A 22,387-nucleotide genomic window follows, 5' to 3' on the forward strand; every position below is an offset into this window, starting at 1 on the left:
GCGGGTCAGCTGTCGTAGTCGATGACGTGGCGCAGCTGCTTCTCGAACTCCAGCGCCTTGCCGGTGCCCAGGGCGACGCAGCTCATCGGCTGGTCGGCCAGGCTGATCGACAGGCCGGTCTGCTCGCGCAGTGCCAGGTCCAGCTCGCCCAGCATGGCGCCGCCGCCGGTCAGCATCACGCCGCGGTCGACGATGTCGGCGGCGAGGTCCGGCGGCGTCGCCTCCAGCGCCACCATCACCGCCTCGCAGATCTGCTGCACCGGTTCGGCCAGGGCCTCGGCGACCATGGCCTGGGTGATCTCCATCTCCTTCGGGATGCCGTTCAGCAGATCGCGGCCGCGCACCATGATGGTGGCGCCGCGCCCGTCGTCGGGCATGCGGGCGGTGCCGATCTGGGTCTTGACCCGCTCGGCGGTGGAATCGCCGATCAGCAGGTTGTGGTTGCGGCGCAGATAGTTGATCAGCGCGTCATCCATGCGGTCGCCGCCGATGCGGACGGAACGGGCATAGACCACGTCGCCCAGGGACAGCACCGCGACCTCGGTGGTGCCGCCGCCGATGTCCACGACCATGCTGCCGGTCGGCTCGGTGATCGGCATGCCGGCGCCGATGGCGGCGGCGATGGGTTCGGCGATCAGCCCGGCGCGGCGGGCGCCGGCGGACAGCACCGACTGCCGGATGGCGCGCTTTTCCACCGGGGTTGCGCCATGCGGCACGCAGACGATGACCTTGGGCTTGGAAAAGCTGGTGCGCTTGAACACCTTCTTGATGAAATGCTTGATCATCTCCTCGGCGCTGTCGAAGTCGGCGATCACGCCCTCGCGCATCGGCCGGATGGCCTCAATGCTGCCGGGCGTGCGGCCCAGCATCAGCTTGGCGTCCTCGCCCACGGCCAGGACCTGCTTCTTGCCGTCCTTGACGTGATAGGCCACGACCGAAGGCTCGTTCAGGATGATGCCCTTGCCCTTGACGTAGATCAGCGTGTTCGCGGTCCCGAGGTCGATCGCGATGTCGGTGGAAAACAACCCGCCAAAGGCCATGATGACTACCCCTTCTGCCGTCCCTGCCATGACGGCCGTTCGCCGTCGTTTGCCGACGGCCATTGCCCGATTGCCCCGATGAGTCGCCCCGCCGAAGGTGCGCGACATATAGGCCGAGCCCTCTCCGGGGAAAACCCGTAAATTTTGCTGCAGCGCGGGCCTGGGCGGGCTTTCGCGAGCAGCCGGCGCGCTTGACCGCGCCGGGTGCCGTGCCTAGCCTGCCGGAGGTTCGCTTTGCGGGGAAAGGGCAGGGATTGCGGGACGATATCGTGGGGATCTGCCGGTTTTCCTTTCTTGGGAAATGCGACTGGGCCGAGACGACGGGCAAGGGCGGCGACATGGCCCGGATCATGGAACGCCGCCGCGCCATGCTTTACGCGCCCGAGCGCCTGGCGCGCCGCTTCGCCGCCTTCGAGCGGCTCTGCCTACCCTCGATCCGGGCGCAGACCGATGCGGATTTCAGCTTCTGGCTGCTGACCTCGCCCGAACTGCCGGCCGAGTGGCTCGCGCGGCTGCGCGGGCTTTGCGCCGACCTGCCGCAGGTGCGGATCATCGTCTCGGACAGCCGCGACACCCAGGACGCGCTGCGCCAGCCGCTGTTGCAAGCGGCCGAGGCGGCGGGGCGGCCGGTGATCCAGTTCCGCGTCGACGACGACGACGCCTTCTCGCGCCATCACGTCGCCCGGCTGCGCCGCCATGCCCGCCGCTTCGCCGACCTGCCGGCTTTTGCCATCAGCTATCCGCAGGGCCTGGTCTTCGGCAGCTACGAAGGCGAGCCGGTCAGCTTCTGGCGCGCGCACCAGCCCTTCATCGGCGCCGGCGCCGCGGTGCGGATGCGGGGACCGGGGCGCAGCATCTATGCCTTCAACCACTTCCAACTGCCCAAGCACTTCCCCGGCCTGACCGACGTGCGCGGGCTCGGCTATGTGCAGACCCGCTGGGACGAGGGCGATTCGGTCGCGACCATCTGGGCCAGGTTCCCGAAATGGTTCCAGCCGCTGACGGCCGAGGACTTCCAGCGCGACCTGGCCGAGGATTTCCCCTTCCTGCAAGGGCTCGACCTGGGTTTCGTCGAAAGGAAAGGGGCGGCCTGACGCCGCCCCGATCGTCGTTTGCAAACGCCTTTTCAGTGCGAATACATGCTGACCTGCTTGGCATCGGCGCCTTCGCCGACCATCTCGCGCCGCACCTTCAGCCGGTTCAGCGCCCCGACATAGGCCTTGACGCTGGCCAGGATGGTGTCTGTATCGGCGGCCTGGCCGGTGACGACGCGGCCTTCCTCCTCCAGCCGCACGCTGACGGTGGCCTGGGCATCGGTGCCCTCGGTCACGGCATGGACCTGGTACAGCTGCAGCCGGGCGCCATGCGGCCAGATCGCCTTGACCGCGTTGAAGCAGGCGTCGACCGGGCCGTCGCCGGTGGCATGGACGGTCTTTTCCTCGCCGCCGACGCTCATGGTCAGGTCGGCCGATTGCCCATCGCTGCCGCAGACCACGCGCAGGTGCTTGACCTGCAGATAGTCGTTCTCGGTATTGGCGACGCTGTCCTGCATCAGCGCGACCAGGTCTTCGTCGTAGATTTCCTTCTTGCGGTCGGCCAGGGCCTTGAAGCGCACGAAGACGTCCTTCAGCTGGTTGTCGCCGACGTCATAGCCGAGGTCGCGCAGCTTGGCGCGCAGCGCGGCGCGGCCCGAGTGCTTGCCCATGGCGATATTGGCCTCGTTCAACCCGATATCGGCGGGGCGCATGATCTCGAAGGTCTCGACATTCTTCAGCACGCCGTCCTGGTGGATGCCGGATTCATGCAGGAAAGCGTTCTTGCCGACCACCGCCTTGTTCGGCTGCACCAGGAAGCCCGAGGCCTGCGAGACCCGCCGCGACAGGCCCATGATCCTGGTGGTGTCGATGCCGGTGGTCCAGGGCATGATGTCGTGGCGCACCTTCAGCGCCATCACCACCTCTTCCAGCGCGGTATTGCCGGCGCGCTCGCCCAGCCCGTTGATGGTGCATTCGATCTGGCGGGCGCCGCCCTCGACCGCGGCCAGGCTGTTCGCGGTCGCCATGCCCAGGTCGTTGTGGCAATGGGTCGAGAAGATCACCGCGTCGGCGCCGGGCACCCGCTCGATCAGCATGCGGATCAGGTCGGCGGATTCGCGCGGCGCGGTATAGCCCACGGTGTCGGGGATGTTGATGGTGGTGGCACCCGCCTTGATGGCGATCTCGACCACCCGGCACAGGTAATCATGCTCGGTCCGGGTGGCGTCCATCGGCGACCATTGCACGTCGTCGCACAGGTTGCGGGCATGGGTCACGGTCTCATGGATCCGCTCGGCCATCTGGTCCATGTCCAGGTTCGGGATGGCGCGGTGCAGCGGCGAGGTGCCGATGAAGGTGTGGATGCGCGGCCGCTTCGCGTGCTTCACCGCCTCCCAGCAGCGGTCGATATCGGGAAACTGGGCGCGGGCCAGGCCGCAGATCACGGCATTCTGCGCGCGCCTGGCGATCTCGCTCACGGCGGCGAAATCGCCCTCCGAGGCGATGGGAAAGCCGGCCTCGATGATGTCCACGCCCATCTCGTCCAGCATCTGGGCGATTTCCAGCTTCTCGGTATGGGTCATGGTGGCGCCGGGCGATTGCTCGCCGTCGCGCAGGGTGGTGTCGAAGATCAGGACGTGATTCTTGTCGGTCATGGCTTTCGGTCTTTCTTACGCATGAATCGTTGCTTGTTCGTGAAACCGGGCACGAACCAGACTGAGCGGCGGCCCGGAAGACCCGCTCAGCGCAGCGTAAGAAGAAGCAGACCGCGGGATTGCATGCCAAAGGCCGCGCCGTCCTGCGCGTCCTCGATACCGGCAATGATCTGTCGCATCCGAGTCATGCCGGAACTATAATCGCGCCGCCCCGCACTTGAAAAGACCGAAAATTCTCCCGCGCCTCGCCGACCTGGGCTTCTTTGCTCCGAAAATACCCATGCGACCGCGACGCCGGGGCCAGGCCTCCGCAATTTCACCGTTTCCCAAATACCCGAAAGGACGCTAGAGCGCCCGCCAGCCGATGTCGCGGCGATAGAATCCGCCGGGCCAGTCGATCGCATCCGCCAGGGCATAGGCCCGGTCATGCGCCTGGGCCAGCGTCGCACCGCGCCCGGTCGCCGCCAGCACCCGGCCGCCCGTCGCGACCAGAGCACCGTCCTTGCGCGCGGTGCCGGCATGAAAGACCATGCGGCTCGAATCCTCGGGCAGGGTCTCCAGCCCGCGGATCTCGCTGCCCTTTTCATAGGCGCCGGGATAGCCCTTCGCCGCCAGCACCACGGTCAGGGCATGGTCCTCGGCCCAGGTGACGCTGGCATCGCGCAAGCGGCCCTCGGCGCAGGCCAGGATCAGGTCCAGCGCCTGCGCGCCCAGCCGCATCATCAGCACCTGGCATTCCGGGTCGCCGAAACGCACATTGTATTCGACCAGGCGGGCCCGGCCGTCCTCGATCATCAGCCCGGCATAGAGCACGCCCTGGAACGGCGTGCCGCGTCGCGCCATCTCGGCCACGGTCGGGCGCACGATCTCGGCCATGACCGCGTCCTGGATCGCCTGGGTCAGCACCGGCGCCGGGGAATAGGCGCCCATGCCGCCGGTATTCGGCCCGCTGTCGCCCTCGCCCACGCGCTTGTGGTCCTGCGCGGTGCCGATGGGCAGGCAGTCCGTGCCGTCGCAGAGGATGAAGAAACTCGCCTCCTCGCCGGCCATGAATTCCTCGATCACCACCTCGGCCCCGGCCGCGCCGAAGGCACCGCCAAAGGCGTCGTCCACGGCGGCGATGGCCTCGGCCTCGGTCATGGCGACGGTGACGCCCTTGCCGGCGGCCAGCCCGTCGGCCTTGATGACGATCGGCGCGCCCTGCGCCCGCACATGGTCCCGCGCCGGCCCGGCCGCGTCGAAGCGCGCCCAGGCGGCGGTCGGCGCGCCGCAGGCGTCGCAGACCGCCTTGGTGAAGCTTTTCGAGGCTTCCAGCATCGCAGCCGCCTTCGAGGGCCCGAACACCAGCAGCCCCGCCGCGCGCAGGTCGTCGGCGACACCGGCGGCCAGCGGCGCCTCGGGACCGACGATCACCAGGTCGATGGCATTCTCCTCGCAAAAGCCGATTACGGCGGCGCCGGACAGGATGTCCAGATCCGCCAGCCGGGCCAGGGCTTCCATCCCGGCATTGCCCGGGGCGACGAACAGCCGGTCGCATTTCGGATTCTGCCGCACCGCCCAGGCCAGCGCATGTTCGCGCCCGCCGCTGCCAAGGATCAGGATGTTCATGCGCGCCCCTTCCGCTGCCTGCCGCCTTCTAGGAAGCGCCGCCCCCCGGATCAAGCCTTGATCCCGCGGCCCGCCCGCGCCAGAACCAGTACCATGGACCTGATCGACGATGCCGCCCCCAGCAATGCCCACGAGTTCACCGTTTCCGAGATCTCGGGGGCGATCAAGCGCACGCTCGAGGACCAGTTCGGCCGCGTCCGCGTGCGCGGCGAGATCGGCCGCGTCTCGCGCCCGTCCTCGGGGCATCTCTATTTCGATCTGAAGGACGAGCGCGCCTGCATCGCCGCCGTCACCTGGAAGGGCCAGGCCGCGCGCCTGTCCACCCGCCCCGAGGAAGGCATCGAGGTCATCGCCACCGGCCGGCTGACCACCTTTCCCGGCCAGTCGAAATACCAGCTGATCGTCGACGAGATCGAGCCCGCGGGCGCCGGCGCGCTGATGATGATGCTGGAAAAGCGCCGCAAGGCGCTGGCGGCCGAGGGGCTCTTCGACGAATCGCGCAAGCGCCCGCTGCCCTATCTGCCGCGGGTGATCGGCGTCGTCACCTCGCCCTCGGGCGCGGTGATCCGCGACATCCTGCACCGGCTGCGCGACCGCTTCCCAACCCGGGTGCTGATCTGGCCGGTTGCGGTGCAGGGCCAGGACTGCGCGCCGCAGGTGACGGCCGCTATTCGCGGCTTCAACGCGCTGGACCCGGCCGGCCCGGTTCCGCGCCCGGACCTGCTGATCGTCGCCCGCGGCGGCGGCAGCCTGGAGGATCTCTGGGGCTTCAACGAGGAATCGGTGGTGCGCGCCGCCGCCGAAAGCGCCATCCCGCTGATCTCGGCCGTGGGGCATGAAACCGACACCACGCTGATCGACTTCGCCTCGGACCGCCGGGCACCGACGCCGACGGCGGCCGCCGAAATCGCGGTGCCGGTGCGCGCGGAACTGGCCGCGCGGCTGGGCGAATGCGGCACGCGCATGATCCGCGCCGGCCAGCAGGCCCGCCAGCGCCACCGGCAGCGCCTGGCCGACCTGGGACGCGCGCTCGGCCGGCCGCAGGCGCTGACCGATCCGGCCCGGCAGCGCTTCGACCTCTTCGCCGAGCGGCTGGAACCGGCGCTGAAGGGCTTCACCCGCCGCTGCCGCGACCGGCTGGCCGGGCTGCCGCTGTCGCTGGCGGCGCTGCGCGGCAACCTGCGCAACCGCCGCCAGCACCTGCAGGCCCAGGAAGACCGCCTGACCCCCGGGCTGACCCGGCTCGCGCGCCGCAAGGCCGAGCGCCTGGCCGATCTCGGCCCGCGCCTGGATCGCGCCCGGGCACGGCTGCTGGCCGGATCGGGCCGCGACCGCGCTGAGCTCGCGCGGCTCTCGGCGCGGCTGGCGGGGACGGCCGCCCGCATCGCGCCGCCGCGCCGCGACAGCCTCGACCGCCTGGACCGCCTGCGCCAGACCCTGGGCTATACCGAGACGCTGAAACGCGGCTTCGCGGTGGTCCATGGCCCGGACCATCTGCTGACCAGCGCGACCGAGGCCGCCAAGGCGCCCGGGTTCGAGATCGAATTCCACGACGGCCGCCTCGCCGCGCGCCCCGAAAAGCCGCCGGCCAAACCGGCCCGCAAACCGCGGGATCCCAAGGGCCAGCAGTCCCTGTTCTGATTTCTTTTTTTGATATGCCGGGGGAGCGCCAGTCGCACCCCGTGACGGCGGACAAAGGGTCTGATACCGGGTCATTTTTCAACGTAAGACAATCAATGGCTTGCAGAAGAAATGACAGTGGGTTTGACGACGCCGGAACAGGCCAGTTTTGCGGAAAGCGGCCTCTCAAGCCTGTCTCGCTGCGACGTGCCCGTGACCGAACATCGCCGCAAACACCGCACGGGCCGGATCCCCGAGATCGGCGCAGCCCGAATTTGCCACCTTCATCGTGGCGCGCCTTGACCGGCTGACCTATCACCAGATCGCAGCGCACTTCCCGGCCGCAAGCTACGTCCATCCTCACCGCAGGGCACAGCGCCACCGGACGGCTGCAACGAAGCGCGACCTTCTCCGATAACCGCGAGACCTCTGCGGTCTTCTCGGATCAAACCCACCGACACCCCGTGACAGACAACACCCCGCGTGGGGCACCTACCGCGCAACCTCGCGCGGCCGCAGCATGAGCCACAAAAGCGCGCCGCCCGCCAGCACCAGGAAGGGCAGCATGGCCAGGTTCACCGCGTTCCAGCCGGCCTGGGCCGAGCCGCCCATGCAGTTCATCAGCCCACCCGAGGACAGCGAGGCCAGGAACACGCCGGAAAACACCACGGCGTCGTTCAGGCCCTGCACCCGCTCGCGCTCCTCGGGGCGATAGGCGCGGGTCAGCATGGCGGTGGCGCCGATATAGCCGAAGTTCCAGCCCAGCCCCAGAAGCACCAGCGCGGCATAGAAATGCCCGAGCTCTACCCCCGACAGCGCCACGGCGCCGGCGCCGGCAAGGATGGCGAGGCCCAGCATGACGATGCGCGTGGCCCCGAAACGCGCGATCAGATGGCCGGTGAAGAAGGACGGCCCGAACATCGCCAGCACATGAAACGAGACGATATTCGCCGCATCCGCCGTGGCGAAGCCGCAGCCGACCACGGCGAGCGGTGTCGAGGTCATCACCAGGTTCATCAGCGCATAGGCGACCATGCCGCAGATCATTGCGACCAGGATGCGGGGCTCGCGCAGCAATGCCCGCAGCGGCCGGCCGGCGGGGCTGCCGGCGGGGGCCGCCGCCGGGCGCGGGATGTCGAGGAAGCCGAAAAGCAGCGGCCCGAGCAGGTTCAGCCCGACAATGGCGGCATAGGTGGCAAGGAAAGGCACCGCGGTCAGGTCGGCGGTCAGCCGCACCAGCAGCGGGCCGGTCAGAGCGGCGGCGAGACCGCCGGCCAGCACCCAGGAAATGGCGCGCGACTGGAACTCGGCCGGGGCGCAATCGGTGGCGGCGAAGCGATAGAAGCCCTGCGCCGCCTGATAGACCCCGGTCAGCAGGCCGCTGAGCATGAAGAGCCAGAAATTCCCCAGCATCATGCCGGTCGCGGCAGCGGCGGCACCCAACGCACCGGCGCCGCAGGCCAGAACGAAGCCGGCCCGCCGGCCGCGCCGGCGCATGAAGCCGGCGAGCGGCCGCGCCGACAGCGCCGAGCCCAGCACGATCATCGACAAGGGCAGCGTGGCGATGCAGGGGTTGGGGCTGAGCATCTGCCCGGTCAGGCCCCCGACGATGAAGATCATCGACATCTGCGCCCCCATCACCGCCTGGGCGATCAGCAGCACCACGACATTGCGCCGGGCACGGCGCATCGGATCCGTCATCGGGTCGGAGGCAATCATGACCGGCTCATTTCAGGGCGGCGGCCTCGCGGGCGCGGGTTTCGATCGCCTGCCAGTTGCCGCTGGCGACATCGGCATCGGGGGCGATCCAGCTGCCGCCGGCGCAGACCACATTCGGCAGCGCCAGGTAATCCGGGGCATTGGCGAGCGTGATGCCGCCGGTCGGGCAGAAGCTGACCTGCGGCAGGGGCCCCGCCAGGGATTTCAGCGATTTGGCGCCGCCCGCCGCCTCGGCCGGGAAGAATTTCAGCATGGAATAGCCAAGCTCCATCGCCCGCATCACCTCGGAGGCGGTGACGGCGCCGGGCAGGAGCGGCAGCTCGATCTCGGCACAGGCGCGGGCCAGGGTCTCGGTCAGGCCGGGCGAGACGGCGAAGCTGGCGCCGGCCTCCTTGGCGCGTTTCGCGTCATCGGGGGTCAGCACGGTGCCGGCGCCGACATGGCCGCCCGGCACCTTGGCCATCTCGCGGATCACCGCGAGCGCGGCCGGGGTGCGCAGCGTCACCTCGAGCACCGGCAGCCCGCCCGCGACCAGGGCGGTGGCAAGGCCCTCGGCCCGGGCGGCGTCGCCGACCACCAGGACCGGGATCACCGGGGCGAGTTCGCAAAGCGCACGGGATTTCTGGGACTGGATCTCTGGGGTCATGGCGGCCTCGTTCCTGAAAATTCGGCGGCAGGGTGCGCTTTTCCGCGGCGCGTTTCAAGTGTCGATGTTAGCGTTAACTGGAAACGGCGCCGCGTCGGAAGGGCAGGGGCTTTCCGCCCCTCTTGCGGCTTTGCCGCAATTCACCCCGAGGATATTTCCACAAGAGAGAAGCCATCAGCCACCGAAACCGTTGCGGCTGCCCGAGCGCGCGGTGGCGCTGGCGCCGAAGCCGCCCCTCTGGCTGACCTGGGCGGCCGACATCGGCGGCTTGCCCAGCGTCGAGGGCGCGCGCTGGAAGGTCGAGGGCGCGACCTTGCCGGCGCCGCGGTTGGTGGCGAAGCTCTGGTCGCCCTTGGGGGTGGAGAAGCGGCCGTCGGCGGTCCTGACCATCGGCTGCGAGAAGATGCCGCCGCCGCGCGACAGCATCGAGCCCATCATGTAGCCGACCAGCAGCGGCATGAAGGAGAAACCGCCGCCGGAGTTCTGCGCCTGCGCCTCGCCCGTCGCGGGCTGCTGGGCGGCGGGATCGCTGCCGCAGTTGCCGGCGCCATGTTCCTGTTCGCAAAGCTCCTTGGATTCGTAGCGCGGCGCGGTTTCCAGGAATTCCTGCTGGGCGGCGGCGAAATTGGTGCGGCAATCCTCTTCGGTGAACCACAGGCTGTTGTCCTTGGCCGCCGCGACGCAGCTTTCGAGATCGGGGAAGCTTTGCGCGTCGACCTGTTCGTCCTTGCAGGCGGCGAGTGCCAGGGTGGCGGCGCCGGCCAGCGCCAGCGCGACATGGCGCGAGCGCTTGCGGGCGGGGCGGGTAGCGGGATCGGTCATGGATCAGCCCTCGATGAAATGCGGCTTGAAGCGCGACAGGTTGTGGGTGATGCGCGAGCGGTCCTCGCGCAGGCCGAGGCCGCAGCAGCTCTCGCCCACGATCCAGGCGCCGAGCACCGGGTGGAAGCCGTCGAATGCGGGCAGTTCCGCCAGGCCCTGCACGATCATCGGGTGATGCGAATAGCTGTCGTCCTCGGTCCGGGCGACCTCGCGGCCGGCCTCGAAGATGGTGACGCCCGCGCCTTCGCGCGAGAAGATCGGCTTCAGCACATGGCCGCGCGCCAAGTCGTCCTGCGCGGCCGCAAAGGCCTGGGCCACGGCGGGGGCGGGGCTGCCGCCCGCCAGCGCCTCGGCCACGTCGTCGAGGAAGAAGGCCGGCAGCAGGTTCGGGTGGCCGGGGAACATCTGCCACAGCAGCGGCAGGATGCCCTTGTTCGACAGGATCGCCTTCCACGGCGGCTCGATGAAACGGGCGCCGGCGCTTTGCAGATGCGTCGCGAATTCGTCGCGCAGCATGTCCTCCCAGGGGTAGAGCTTGAAGAGCGTGCCGATGACGCGGGACTGCTCGTCGGCGAACTGGCCCTCGTCGGTCAGGCCGATCTGGGCCAGCGCGGTGAAATGCGCGCCGAGGCCCGCTTCGCGCGCGGCCCAGGCCAGGGTTTCGACCGTGGCGTAATCCTCGGGGTTCTCGGGGTCGGCGGCGAAATGCACGTCCTCGCCATCGGCGCAGATCTGGGTCCAGCGCGCCACGATGGCCTCGTGGATGCTGTTGAACTGGTCGCAATCCTCGTCCAGGACGCCCGCCGCCTGCTGCTGTTCGAACCAGAGCCATTGGAAGCTGGCGGATTCGTAAAGCGCGGTCGGCGTGTCGGCGTTGTATTCCAGAAGCTTCGCCGGGCCCGTCCCGTCATAGGCCAGGTCCATGCGGCCATAGAGCTCGGGCTGTCCTTCGGCCCAGCTGCCGGCGACCAGGTCCCAGTGCCGCTGCGGGATGCCGAGCCGGGTCAGCCAGGCCTCGTCGCGGGCGACCAGCGCCACCGCCTCGCGGCACATGGCGTGCAGTTCGGTCGCGGGCGCCTCGATGTCCTGCTCGATCTCTTGCAGGGTAAAGCGATAGGCGCTGGTTTCGTCCCAATAGGGCTCCCCGCCCATGTCGGCGAAGGTGAAGCCCAGCTTCACCGCCTCTTCGCGCCAGCCCGGGCGTTCGGGAAGATTGCGTTTTTCCATGGTCACTCCTTGGTTCCGAGATAGGGCGCGGGCGCCGTGGGGCGCAAGCCCGCATCTGGAAATTCGCCGGGCGCTGGCCGGGTGCCGTGCCCGCGAGGGGCTTGCGGGACGCAAGGCTTCGGGCCAAGCTGCTGCCATTCCAGCCCCGGGACACCCGGGGCGCGACAACAGGGATGACCATCATGCAGAACCGTTTCCCGCTTCGCGCGCTGCTTCTGGCCTCGGCCGTGGCCATGGCTGCGGCCGCGCCGGCCGCCTGGGCCGAGACGCCGGCCGATACGCTGGTCGTGGCGGGCCAGATCGACGACATCATCAGCATGGACCCGGCGCAAAGTTTCGAGCTGTCGGGGCAGGATGTCATCAAGAACCTTTACGACCGGCTGGTCGATTTCGATCCGGCCGACCTCGAGGCCGGCTTCAAGCCCAGCCTGGCGCAAAGCTGGGAGGTCAGCGAGGACGGCAAGACCGTGACCCTGACCCTGCGCGACGGGGTCAAGTTCCAGTCCGGCAATCCGGTCCGGGCCGAGGATGCCGCCTGGTCGCTGCAACGCGCCGTCAAGCTGAACCTGTCGCCGGCCTTCATCCTGAACCAGTTCGGCTTTACCGCCGAGAACGTCGACCAGCAGATCAGTTTCGACGGCAACAAGCTGGTGCTGAAGCTGGATCAGCCCTATGCGCAAAGCTACGTGCTCAACAGCCTGGCCTCGGAGGTCGCCTCGGTCGTCGACAAGGAGACCGTGCTGTCCCATGCCGAGGGCGAGGATCTGGGCAATGCCTGGCTCTCGACCAACAGCGCGGGTTCGGGGCCGTTCAACCTGGGCGCCTGGAAACCCAACGAGGCGGTGCAGCTGGTCGGCAATGCCGATTACTGGCAGGGCGCGCCGGCGATGAAGCGGGTGATCGTGCGCCATGTCCAGGAAAGCAGCGCCCAGCGGCTGCTGCTGGAGCAGGGCGACGTGGACGTGGCCCGCAACCTGACCCCGACCGATATCGAGGCGCTGTCCACGAACGACAAGCTGGTGATCGGCAACGAGCCGCGCGGCCGCATCCTGTATATGGGGCTGAACCAGAAGGATCCGATCCTGTCCAACCCCGCCGTGGTGCAGGCCATGCGTTATCTGGTGGACTACAAGGGCATCGAGGACAGCTTCCTGAAGGGCCAGTTCAAGATCCACCAGAACTTCCTGCCGGAAGGCTATCTGGGCGCCTCTGACGAGAACCCGTGGACCTATGACATCGAGAAGGCGAAAAAGATCCTGGCCGATGCCGGCGTGACCTCGGGCACGATCAAGACCACGGTCCGCGACATGGCCGAATACAGCAATGTCATGCAGACGCTGCAGGCCTCGATGGCGCAGGTCGGGCTGACGCTGGAGATCCAGCAGGTCACCGGCGCGCAATCGCTCGACGCCTATCGCGCGCGGCAGGTGCCGATCTATGTCGGCGAATGGGGGCCGGACTATGCCGACCCGAACACCAATGCCTCGACCTTTGCCTATAACCCCGACAACGCCGACGACGCCAAGCTGTCGCAGCTGGCCTGGCGCAACGCCTGGGCGGTGCCGGACGAGATGAACAAGGCGACCGTCGCCGCCACGCTGGAAGGCAATACCGACAAGCGCCGGCAGATGTATCTGGACATCCAGCAGCAATATCGCGAGATCGCCCCGATCATCCCGATGTTCCAGCGCATCGAGCGCGACGGCATGCAGAAGAACATCCATGGCTGGACCGCCGGCGGCTCGGTCAGTTCGGCGATGTATCGCAAGGTCACGAAGGAATAGGGCGTGACGCATACCGACCTGAGTGCCGCGCCGGGGCCGGGGGCAAGCCCGCCCTCGGCCCGGCGCGGCGCGCGCCTGGGGCGCAGGATGCGCAGCCTTGCCGGGCTCTTGCTGTCCCTGGCGCTGACGCTGCTGGGCCTGCTGCTCGTCACCTTCATCATCGGCCGGGTCATGCCGATCGACCCGGTGCTGAAGGTGGTGGGCGAACGCGCGACCCAGGCGCAGTATGAGGCCGCCCGGCTTGCCATGGGGCTCGACAAGCCGCTGTGGCAGCAGTTCCTGGTCTATATGGGCGAGGTGCTGCGCGGCGATTTCGGGCGCTCGATCTCGACCGGCCATCCGGTGGCGCAGGACTTGCGGCGGGTGTTTCCCGCCACATTCGAGCTGGCGGCGCTTGGCACGCTGATCGGCGTCTGCGTGGGCGTGCCGCTGGGCGTGGTCGCGGCGGCGCGGCGCGGCGGCTGGATCGACCAGATCGCCCGGGTGGTGGCGCTGGTCGGCTATTCCATGCCGATCTTCTGGCTGGGGCTGATGGGTCTTCTGCTGTTCTACGGCATCCTTGGCTGGGTCGGGGGCCCGGGCCGGCAGGGCATCGTCTATGACGGCATGGTGCCCGAGGCGACGGGGATGATCCTGGTCGACAGCCTGCTTGCCGGCGACTGGGGCGCGTTTCGCGACGCCTTCAGCCATATCATCCTGCCGGCAAGCCTGCTGGGCTATTTCAGCCTGGCCTATGTCAGCCGCATGACCCGCAGCTTCATGCTGGAGCAGCTTTCGGCCGAATACATCACCACCGCCCGGGTCAAGGGCCTGTCCGAGCGGCGGGTGGTCTGGGCGCATGCATTCCGCAACATCCTGGTGCCGCTGATCACGGTGATCGCGCTGAGCTTCGGCTCGCTGCTGGAAGGCTCGGTGCTGACCGAGATCGTGTTCTCCTGGCCGGGGCTCGGCCAATACATCACCAAGGCGCTGCTCGCCGGCGACATGAACGCGGTCTTGGGCGGCACGGTGCTGATCGGCACCTGCTTCGTGGCGCTGAACATCCTCTCCGACGTGCTTTACCGCACCCTTGACCCGAGGGCGAAATGACCGAGACGACAAGGGCATGGCTGCTCTCGGACGCGCCGCAGACCCGGCGTCAGGCCCGGATGGGCGCGCTCTACCAAGGCTGGCTGACGTTCCGGGCGAACAGGCTGGCCATGCTGGGGCTGGTGATCCTGCTGGCGCTGTTGTTCGTCGCGGGTTTCGCCCCCTGGCTTTCGCCGCAGGACCCCTTTGCCCAGAACCTGGCCGACCGGTTGAAACCACCCTCGGCGCAGCACTGGCTGGGCACGGATGCGCTGGGGCGGGACATCCTGTCGCGGCTGATCCACGGTTCGCGCATCACGCTCTTCATCGTCGGCACCGTGGCGCTGGTCGCGCCGGTGATCGGGCTTTTCGTCGGCACGGTGGCGGGTTTCGCCGGCGGCTGGGTCGACCAGGTGCTGATGCGGATCACCGACATCTTCCTGGCCTTCCCCAAGCTGATCCTGGCGCTGGCCTTCGTCGCGGCGCTTGGCCCCGGCATCGGCAATGCGGTTCTGGCGCTGGCCGTGACCTCCTGGCCGCCCTATGCGCGGCTGGCGCGGGCCGAGACGCTGACCATCCGCAACGCCGATTACATCGCCGCCGCCCGGCTGCAGGGTGCGGGGCCGCTGCGGCTGCTGATCGGGCATATCTGGCCGCTCTGCGTCAGTTCGCTGATCGTGCGGGTGGCGCTGGACATGGCGGGGATCATCCTCTCCGCCGCCGGGCTCGGCTTCCTCGGGCTTGGCGCACAGCCGCCGATGCCGGAATGGGGCGCGATGATCTCGGACGGACGCACCTATATCCTCGACTTCTGGTGGGTCGCGGCCATGCCCGGCCTGGCGATCTTCATCGTCAGCCTGGCCTTCAACCTCCTGGGCGACGGGTTGCGCGACGTGCTGGACCCGAAGGGAGGCGCCGAATGACCCCGCTGCTCTCCGTCCGCGACCTTCGCGTCAGCTTCCCGACCCGCAGCGGCACCTTCCAGGCGGTGCGCGGCGTCAGCTTCGATCTTGGCCGCGAAAGGCTGGGGGTGGTGGGCGAATCCGGCTCGGGCAAGTCGATGACCGGCCGCGCCATCCTGGGCCTCGTGCGCCCGCCGGGCAAGGTCACGGCCGAGCGGCTGGAGCTGGGCGGCGAAAGCATCCTGAACCTGCCCGAGCGCCGCATGCGCAAGCTGCGCGGCGCCCGCATCAGCATGGTCATGCAGGACCCCAAGTTCAGCCTGAACCCGGTGATGACCATCGGTCGGCAGATCATGGAAAGCTACCGCCTGCACTCCGGCCAGGGCGGGCAGGCGGCGCGCGACAAGGCGCTGGACATGCTGCGCGCTGTGCAGATCCGCGACCCCGAGCGGGTCTTCGACGCCTATCCGCATGAAATCTCGGGCGGCATGGGCCAGAGGGCGATGATCGCCATGATGCTGGCCCCGGACCCCGAGATCCTGATCGCGGACGAGCCGACCTCGGCGCTGGACGTCTCGGTCCGCAACGAGGTCTTGCGCATCATGGACAAGCTGGTGCGCGACCGCGGCATGGGGCTGATCTTCATCAGCCACGACCTGAACCTGGTCGGCCAGTTCTGCGACCGGGTGCTGATCATGTATGCCGGCCGCGTGGTCGAGGAATTGCCCGCCCGCGACCTGCACGCCGCCCGCCACCCCTATACCCAGGGGCTGCTGAACAGCCTGCCGCGCCTCGACCGGCCCGTCCCGCGCCTCTCGACCCTGCAACGCCAGGACAGCTGGCGCGACGAGGAAATCGCCACGCCGCTGCCCGGAGGGCTGTGATGCTTCTTTGCTCCGAAAATACCCAACCGCAACAGGGCAACCCATGCTGACGGTCAAGGATCTGGACGTCTGGTTCGGCCACCCGCCCGAGCGCGTCGATGCCGTGCGCAGCGCCAGCTTCGCGGTGGCGCGGGGCGAAAGCTTCGGCCTCGTCGGCGAATCCGGCTCGGGCAAGTCCACCATCCTGCGCGCCATAACCGGCCTGATCGACTCATGGTCGGGCCGGATCGAGGTCGCGGGCGAAACCGTGACCGGCCGCCAGCGCTCGCGCGCCTTTCACAAGGCGGTGCAGATGGTGTTCCAGGACCCCTATGCCAGCCTGCACCCGCGCCATTCCGTCGACCGGGTGCTGTCCGAGACGCTGCGCCTGCAGGGCATGGACCGCATCGACCAGCGCATCGCCGCGCTTCTGGACAGCGTCGGCCTGGGGCGCGGCTTCCGCTTCCGCTATCCGCATCAGCTGTCGGGCGGCCAGCGCCAGCGCGTCGCCATCGCGCGCGCCCTGGCGGCGGAACCGCAGCTTCTGCTGCTGGACGAGCCGACCTCGGCGCTCGACGTCAGCGTGCAGGCCGAGATCCTGAACCTGCTCGCCGACCTGCGCCGGGACCGCGGGCTGACCTATGTCATGGTCAGCCACGACCTCGCCGTGGTGGCGCATATGTGCGACCGCTTGGCGGTGATGCGCGGCGGCGAAATCGTCGAGGAGATGACCGCCGCCGCGTTGCGCCAGGGCGCCGCGCGCAGCGATTACGCCCGCGACCTGCTGGCCGCGAGCCGAGGCTATGCGGCGGTCCAGGCAGCGGACTCATAAGCTCGCATCCAAGGCCTGGAGCATGGGGTGAGGATTGTGGCGAGGCAGTTGCGGACGGTTTTCTCGTATCGGGTGGCGATCCTTCGGAACTGCCTGAGCTTGTTGAATATCCTCTCGACGCGGTTGCGCTGGTGCTAGAGCCTGGCATCGACGCCGGACCCCGCCCTGCCCAACGGTTGAAGCGGTTACAGATCGTGGTCGAGTGGCCATAACGCTCGGCAGATCACGCCAGGGCGAGCCGGTCCAATGCACCAAGATGCCGTTCAGAAGCCGCCGGTTGTCCACCCGCGCCTCCCGCGCGGCCTGTTCGGCAACAAGGACTGGTGTTTGGTCCCACGGTTTGATGGTGCGATCCATTCTTTGGAATGGAAGGAAGCACCATGGGCCAGGCCCGTCACGGCTGCGCCACGGTCGCGCACGCCATCCGGGCGGCGATGATGAGGCCCCGCCCGCCATTGGTCCGAGGGCCCGATGGCCAGGTCGAGCGGATGGATCACACGATCAGGGAGGGCGAAGCGGATCAGAAACGATCCGGGGATCGTTTTCGGCTGAACGCCAGGCGCTTCCATTGCGACAGCCGCGATCCGCTCCGCACCGATCTCGCGGATTTCATCTTGCGTCGGAGCCGACAGTCCACTGGGCTGTCGGCCTGTTCCTCCTCACCTGCAACTTCGCGCGCAGGCTCAAGACCCTTGGCGGCCTCACGCCCTAGGGATACGTCTGCAAGATCCGGGGTTCAGAACCAGACAGATTCATCCTCGATCCGATCCTCCAGATGCCGGGACTGAGCAGCTAGACCGCGATGCCGAAAAGCTTGCCGATGCCGGCGGTCACTGCCAGCGCGAAGACGCCGCCCAGCACCACGCGCAGCACGGCGCGGCCGGGCGGTGCGCCGCCCGCCCAGGCGCCAAGCGCGCCCAGCACCGCCAGCGCCAGCACCACCGAGACCAGCACCGCGGCGATGACGGCGCCCCCCGGCGCCAGGATCGCCGCCAGCAGCGGCACCGCCGCCGCCGTGCTGAAGGTCGCGGCCGAAGCCGCCGCCGCCTGCAGCGGATTGGCGCTCGACGCCTCGCTGAGCCCCAGCTCGTCGCGGACATGGGCGGCCAGGGCATCATGCTCGGTCACCTCGCGCGCCGCCTGCAATGCGGTGCCGGGGGTCATGCCGCGCGATTCATAGATCGCCGCCAGCTCGTGCAGCTCTTCCTCGGGCATCTCGCGCAGCGCGGCGGTCTCGCGGGCGATGTCGGCGCGCTCGGTGTCGGACTGCGAGCTGACCGAGACATATTCGCCCATCGCCATCGACATCGCGCCCGCGACCAGCCCCGCAAGCCCCGCGATCAGGATCGCCTCGCGCCCCGGACCCGCGGCGGCCACGCCCACGATCAGCGCCCCGACCGAGACGATGCCGTCATTCGCCCCCAGGACCGAGGCCCGCAGCCAGCCCATGCGGCTGACATAATGCGGATCGTCGGGATGGGCGCTGATGGCGGTGCGGGTCATGGGATCCTCTTGCGGTTGCGCGGCCAGCTTAGCGTCCCGGTCCGGTTTTGCCAGCCTTGCGTCCCGTCCCGCGCCCGGTCAGGCTGTCGCAGGACGAATCCCGCCGAGAGGAGGCGACGATGCAGCATCCCCTGACCTTGCCGCAGGCACTGAACCTGGTCGGCGGGCGCGGCCGGGCGGCGGCATCGGGGCGCGAGCTGCCGATGATCTCGCCCATCGACGGCCAGCCCTTCGCCGCCATCGCCGATTCCGGCCCCGAGGACATCGATGCCGCCGTCGCCGCCGCCCGCGCGGCGCTGGCGGGCGACTGGGGCCGGCTGACCGCGGCCGAGCGCGGCCGGCTGATGCTGCGCCTCGCGCTGCTGATCGAGGCCGAGGCCGAGCCGCTCGCCGCGCTGGAAACCCGCGACAACGGCAAGCCCATTGCCCAGTCCCGCGCCGACATGGCGGCGCTGGCGCGCTATTTCGAATATTACGGCGGTGCGGCCGACAAGCTGCATGGCGAGGTCATCCCCTTCCTGAACGGCCATGACGCCACCGCGCGGCGCGAGCCGCATGGCGTGACCGGCCATATCATCCCCTGGAACTATCCGGTCCAGATCTTTGGCCGCTCGGTCGGGGCGGCGCTGGCCATGGGCAATGCCACGGTGACCAAGCCCGCCGAGGATGCCTGCCTGACCATCCTGCGCATCGGCGAACTGGCCGGGCAGGCGGGCTTTCCGCCCGGCGCCATCAATATCGTCACCGGCCGGGGCGAGGTGGCGGGCAAGGCGCTGTCAGAGCATCCCGGCGTCGATTTCATCAGCTTCACCGGCTCGCCCGAGGTCGGGCAGGCCATCCAGATCGCGGCGGCCCGGAACCACGTCCCCTGCACGCTGGAACTGGGCGGCAAGTCGCCGCAGATCGTCTTCGAGGATGCCGACCTCGAGGCCGCGGCGCCGGTCATCACCAATGCCATCGTGCAGAACGGCGGCCAGACCTGCTCGGCCGGGTCGCGCGTGCTGATCCAGCGCGGCATCTGGGACCGGCTGACCGCCATGCTGGCCGACCGCTTCCGCGCCGTCGAGGCCAGCCCGGCCGAAGGCGCGTTGCTGGGCCCGCTGATCTCGGCCCGGCAAAAGGCGCGGGTCGAGCGTTACATCGCCGAGGCCGGGGCGCCGCTGATCGCGCGCGGCCGAGTGGCGGCGGATGCGCCGGCGGGCGGTTTCTATGTCGCCCCGGCGCTTTTCGGCCCGGTCGATCCGCGAATCCCGCTGGCGCAGGAGGAGATCTTCGGCCCGATCCTGGCCGCCATCCCCTTCGACAGCGAAGCCGAGGCCATCGCCATCGCCAATGGCACGGAATACGGGCTGGTGGCCGGGATCTGGACTCGGGACGGCGACCGGCAGGCGCGGGTGGCCAATGCCATGCGCTGCGGCCAGGTCTTCATCAACGCCTATGGCGCCGGCGGCGGCATCGAGCTGCCCTTCGGGGGCCTGCGCAAATCCGGCCATGGCCGGGAAAAGGGCTTTGCCGCGCTCTACGAATTCTCGCGGCTGAAAACCATCGTCCATCGCTACGCATAGGGGGGAGACATGCGGCTGCAAGGCAAGACGGCATTGGTCACGGGGGCAGGGTCCGGCTTCGGGCGCGGCATCGCGCAGGCCTTCGCGCGCGAGGGCGCCTGGGTCGCGGTGCTGGATATCAATGCCGAGGCGGCCGAGGCCGTCGCCGGGGAAACCGGCGGCCTGGCGCTGGCCTGCGACGTGACCCAGGGGGCGCAGGTCGCGGATGCCGTCGACAAGACGCGCGCGGCCTTCGGCGGGCTCGACATCGTGGTGAACAACGCCGGCTGGACGGTGCCGAACGGCCCTTTGCTGGCGACCGACGAGGCTGCGTTCCGGCGCATCTATGACGTGAACGTGCTGTCGATCTTTCATATGTGCCACGCCGTCCTGCCCTGGTGGCGCGAACAGCGCGCGGGCGTGATGATCAATGTCGGCTCGACGGCGGGCAGCCGGCCGCGCCCCGGGCTGACCTGGTACAACTCCTCGAAAGGCGCGGTGAACACGCTGACCCGCAGCCTGGCGGTGGAACTGGCGCCGGATGGCATCCGCGTGAACGCCATCGCTCCGGTCATGGGCGAGACCGGGATGTTGGAGCGCTTCATGGGCTGCCCGGATACGCCCGAGAACCGCGCGCGTTTCCTGGCGACCATTCCGCTGGGCCGGCTGTCGCAGCCGCGCGACATCGCCAATGCCGCGCTGTATCTGGCTTCGAACGAGGCGGATTTCATCACCGGGGTCATCCTCGACGTGGACGGCGGCCGGACGGTCTGAGGCCGATCAAGCCGGTTGCAGTCGGCGCGGCTTCGGGTGATGAAAGGACATGGAGACGGAAGCCCGAGCCTTGGCCTTCGAAGAGGCGCTGCGCCGCGCCGGCGTGCGCATCACCCGCCAGCGGGCGGCGCTTCTGCGCGTGCTGGCCGATGCCGCCGATCATCCCGACGCGACCCAGCTGCACCGCCGCGCGACCGAGGCGGGCGCCGGCGTATCGCTGGCGACGGTCTATCGCACGCTTTCGGCGCTGGAGGCGCAGGGCGTGATCCAGAAGCTGGAGTTCGAAGGCGAGCCGGCGCGGTTCGAGACCGCCGACGGCCAGCACCACGACCACATGATCGACGTCGAGACCGGCGAGGTCATCGAGTTCCTGAACGAGCGCATCGAGCGGTTGCAGGCCGAGATCGCCGCCGAGATGGGCTATGAGATCGTCCGCCACCGGCTGGAGCTTTACGTTCGCCGCAAGCGCCAGCCCTAGAGCGCAATCTCGCTTTCCGGGTCCGGGTCGGGCAGGGGACGCGGCGCATCCGGGTCCGCCATCGGCGGGTTCAGGCGCGGGTCGTCCTCGGGCGCCGGGCGCAGCATCTCGCGCAGCGCGTCGCCGACCGGGGGCGGCGGCGGCGCATCGGCGCGGCGGCGGATCAGGATATCGCCATTCTCCAGCCGCTCGGGCGCCTGATAGTTCCGCACGTCGTCCATCAGCTCGCCGATGTCCTGCAGCACCGGTGCGACCGAGCCCAGCGTATCGCCCAGATCGCGGCCCAGCCGGTCCAGATGCGGCTGCGCCTGGCCCAGAAGGTTGTTCAGGAAATTCTCGATGCCGCTTTCCAGCGATTCCTCGGGCGCGGGCTCGTCGGCCTTGGGCGGCTCATAGACCTGCGCAAGCGCCGGGGCCGCGACGAGCGCCGCGACAAGGATCAGGTGGGAAAAAGCGCGCATGGTCCGGTCCCCGGGGCTGTTTGCAGGCAAAACCCGCACCGATGGCCGCCGGTTCCCCGCCTCAGGCCGGGCGCGGCGCGTGCATGGTGCGGAAGGTGTCCCAGGCCTCGTTTATGGCGCGGGTGCGGGCCTCGGCCAGGCGGATCGCCTCGGGCGGCAGGCCGCGGGCGATGGCGCGGTCGGGGTGATTCTCGCGCACCAGGTCGCGCCAGCGCCGCCGCGCCTCGGGCAGCGGCGTGTCGGGCGCCACACCCAGCACCTCGCAGGAGGGGCAGCCCTGGCGGCGGTCGTGGCGGGCGCGGATCGTGGCCACCTGCTCGGGCGGCAGGCCGAAGATGCGCGCCACCTCGTCGATGAACAGGATCTCGGCCTCGTGCAGGTCGGTGTCGGCGACGGCGATGATGAACAGCCCCTCGACCACGTCGGCCAGGACCGGATCGCCCGGCGGGAACATGGCGGCGATGCGCCGCGCCCAGGCGTCGAAGCCCGCGACGTCCTGCCGCGCCAGGTCGAAGACCCGGGCGGCGTTCTTTTCCTCGGCGCGCGGGATGATGAAGACGCGGCGAAAGGCCGCAACCTCGGAGCGGGCGACGGCGCCGTCGGCCTTGGCGAGCTTGGCCCCCAGCGCAATGACCGCGATGGTGAAGGCCACCGATTTCTCGGGCGGGGTTGCGGGCCGGCGCGCGCCGACGATCGCCGCCAGGCGATCGGCAATGCGCTGCCAGAAGCTGCGAGGCTTCGGCAGTTCCGGGCAGGTCGAAGTCTTTTCCCTGATCGCGGCGTCCATGGCATCCAGCCTAGGCGGCC

General features: G+C 69.1%; 20 protein-coding genes and 1 pseudogene. 10 read left to right on the forward strand and 11 right to left on the reverse strand.

Going from position 1 to position 22,387, the window contains the following annotated elements; all coding sequences use genetic code 11:
* Positions 1–5: 5 nt before the first annotated feature.
* The gene (locus tag PARN5_RS0100865) at positions 6–1,040 is read right to left on the reverse strand and encodes a rod shape-determining protein (protein ID WP_017997914.1); all 1,035 of its coding nucleotides are present in this window, start codon (positions 1,038–1,040) and stop codon (positions 6–8) included.
* A 254-nt stretch (positions 1,041–1,294) separates the two neighbouring features.
* Here PARN5_RS0100865 and PARN5_RS0100870 point away from each other — a divergent pair, with 254 nt between their 5' ends.
* The gene (locus PARN5_RS0100870; protein ID WP_017997915.1) at positions 1,295–2,134 is read left to right on the forward strand and encodes a putative rhamnosyl transferase; all 840 of its coding nucleotides are present in this window, start codon (positions 1,295–1,297) and stop codon (positions 2,132–2,134) included.
* A gap of 32 nt (positions 2,135–2,166) precedes the next feature.
* Here PARN5_RS0100870 and PARN5_RS0100875 read toward each other — a convergent pair whose 3' ends face one another.
* Together PARN5_RS0100875 and purD are read right to left on the reverse strand one after the other, a co-directional pair.
* Positions 2,167–3,729 carry a 2-isopropylmalate synthase gene (locus PARN5_RS0100875; RefSeq protein ID WP_017997916.1) on the reverse strand — a complete coding sequence of 521 codons (1,563 nt, stop codon included), beginning with the start codon at positions 3,727–3,729 and terminating at the stop codon, positions 2,167–2,169.
* Positions 3,730–4,074: 345 nt separating this feature from the next.
* A complete protein-coding gene (gene purD, locus PARN5_RS0100885; protein ID WP_017997918.1) occupies positions 4,075–5,337 on the reverse strand; it encodes a phosphoribosylamine--glycine ligase in 1,263 nt (420 codons plus the stop codon).
* 93 nt (positions 5,338–5,430) lie between these two features.
* On the opposite strand from purD, the gene xseA reads away from it, so the two are divergent.
* Entirely contained in the window at positions 5,431–6,978 is a 1,548-nt protein-coding gene (gene xseA / locus PARN5_RS0100890) for an exodeoxyribonuclease VII large subunit (protein WP_017997919.1), read from the forward strand.
* Positions 6,979–7,449: 471 nt separating this feature from the next.
* Here the strand turns inward: xseA and PARN5_RS0100895 are convergent, their stop codons facing one another.
* The 4 genes from PARN5_RS0100895 to PARN5_RS0100910 form a co-directional block, all read right to left on the reverse strand.
* The gene (locus PARN5_RS0100895; protein ID WP_017997920.1) at positions 7,450–8,676 is read right to left on the reverse strand and encodes an MFS transporter; all 1,227 of its coding nucleotides are present in this window, start codon (positions 8,674–8,676) and stop codon (positions 7,450–7,452) included.
* A 7-nt stretch (positions 8,677–8,683) separates the two neighbouring features.
* Positions 8,684–9,322, reverse strand: coding sequence for a bifunctional 4-hydroxy-2-oxoglutarate aldolase/2-dehydro-3-deoxy-phosphogluconate aldolase (gene eda, locus PARN5_RS0100900; protein ID WP_017997921.1), 639 nt, complete (start codon positions 9,320–9,322; stop codon positions 8,684–8,686).
* Between the two features lie 174 nt (positions 9,323–9,496).
* Complete coding sequence (locus PARN5_RS0100905; protein WP_017997922.1) at positions 9,497–10,144, reverse strand: DUF1190 domain-containing protein; 648 nt, start codon at positions 10,142–10,144, stop codon at positions 9,497–9,499.
* 3 nt (positions 10,145–10,147) lie between these two features.
* A complete protein-coding gene (locus tag PARN5_RS0100910) occupies positions 10,148–11,371 on the reverse strand; it encodes a glutathionylspermidine synthase family protein (protein WP_017997923.1) in 1,224 nt (407 codons plus the stop codon).
* A gap of 182 nt (positions 11,372–11,553) precedes the next feature.
* On the opposite strand from PARN5_RS0100910, the gene PARN5_RS0100915 reads away from it, so the two are divergent.
* From PARN5_RS0100915 to PARN5_RS0100935, 5 genes are all read left to right on the forward strand, one after another.
* A complete protein-coding gene (locus PARN5_RS0100915; protein WP_157403889.1) occupies positions 11,554–13,155 on the forward strand; it encodes an ABC transporter substrate-binding protein in 1,602 nt (533 codons plus the stop codon).
* Positions 13,156–13,242: 87 nt separating this feature from the next.
* Entirely contained in the window at positions 13,243–14,244 is a 1,002-nt protein-coding gene (locus PARN5_RS0100920) for an ABC transporter permease (protein ID WP_036744641.1), read from the forward strand.
* Positions 14,241–15,146, forward strand: a complete 906-nt coding sequence (nikC, locus tag PARN5_RS0100925) for a nickel transporter permease (protein ID WP_026155076.1) — start codon at positions 14,241–14,243, stop codon at positions 15,144–15,146. The genes PARN5_RS0100920 and nikC overlap by 4 nt, the downstream gene beginning before the upstream one ends.
* Positions 15,143–16,009 (forward strand): ABC transporter ATP-binding protein, encoded by an 867-nt coding sequence (locus tag PARN5_RS0100930; RefSeq protein ID WP_017997927.1) that lies wholly within the window; start codon positions 15,143–15,145, stop codon positions 16,007–16,009. Before nikC ends, PARN5_RS0100930 begins: the two co-directional genes overlap by 4 nt.
* Positions 16,010–16,052: 43 nt before the next feature.
* The gene (locus PARN5_RS0100935) at positions 16,053–16,820 is read left to right on the forward strand and encodes an ABC transporter ATP-binding protein (RefSeq protein WP_017997928.1); all 768 of its coding nucleotides are present in this window, start codon (positions 16,053–16,055) and stop codon (positions 16,818–16,820) included.
* On the opposite strand, the pseudogene PARN5_RS24445 reads toward PARN5_RS0100935, so the two are convergent.
* Together PARN5_RS24445 and PARN5_RS0100940 are read right to left on the reverse strand one after the other, a co-directional pair.
* Positions 16,790–16,969 (reverse strand): annotated as a pseudogene (locus tag PARN5_RS24445) (hypothetical protein); the annotation flags it as partial. The gene PARN5_RS0100935 and the pseudogene PARN5_RS24445 sit on opposite strands and share 31 nt — an antisense overlap.
* Positions 16,970–17,612: 643 nt before the next feature.
* Positions 17,613–18,323, reverse strand: a complete 711-nt coding sequence (locus PARN5_RS0100940) for a VIT family protein (protein WP_017997929.1) — start codon at positions 18,321–18,323, stop codon at positions 17,613–17,615.
* Positions 18,324–18,442: 119 nt separating this feature from the next.
* Here PARN5_RS0100940 and PARN5_RS0100945 point away from each other — a divergent pair, with 119 nt between their 5' ends.
* The 3 genes from PARN5_RS0100945 to PARN5_RS0100955 are packed head-to-tail and all read left to right on the forward strand — an operon-like array spanning position 18,443 to position 21,119.
* Positions 18,443–19,888, forward strand: a complete 1,446-nt coding sequence (locus tag PARN5_RS0100945) for an aldehyde dehydrogenase family protein (RefSeq protein ID WP_017997930.1) — start codon at positions 18,443–18,445, stop codon at positions 19,886–19,888.
* A gap of 9 nt (positions 19,889–19,897) precedes the next feature.
* A complete protein-coding gene (locus PARN5_RS0100950; protein ID WP_017997931.1) occupies positions 19,898–20,641 on the forward strand; it encodes an SDR family oxidoreductase in 744 nt (247 codons plus the stop codon).
* A 49-nt stretch (positions 20,642–20,690) separates the two neighbouring features.
* Positions 20,691–21,119: a Fur family transcriptional regulator gene (locus tag PARN5_RS0100955; protein ID WP_017997932.1), complete on the forward strand. Its 429-nt coding sequence runs from the start codon at positions 20,691–20,693 to the stop codon at positions 21,117–21,119.
* Here the strand turns inward: PARN5_RS0100955 and PARN5_RS0100960 are convergent.
* On the reverse strand, positions 21,116–21,580 hold the full coding sequence (locus PARN5_RS0100960; RefSeq protein WP_017997933.1) for a hypothetical protein: 465 nt from the start codon (positions 21,578–21,580) through the stop codon (positions 21,116–21,118). The two genes, PARN5_RS0100955 and PARN5_RS0100960, sit on opposite strands and share 4 nt — an antisense overlap.
* Before the next feature lie 61 nt (positions 21,581–21,641).
* Entirely contained in the window at positions 21,642–22,367 is a 726-nt protein-coding gene (locus tag PARN5_RS0100965; RefSeq protein ID WP_017997934.1) for a molecular chaperone DjiA, read from the reverse strand.
* Positions 22,368–22,387 lie beyond the last annotated feature (20 nt).

This window comes from Paracoccus sp. N5 (assembly GCF_000371965.1).
GTDB lineage: Bacteria > Pseudomonadota > Alphaproteobacteria > Rhodobacterales > Rhodobacteraceae > Paracoccus.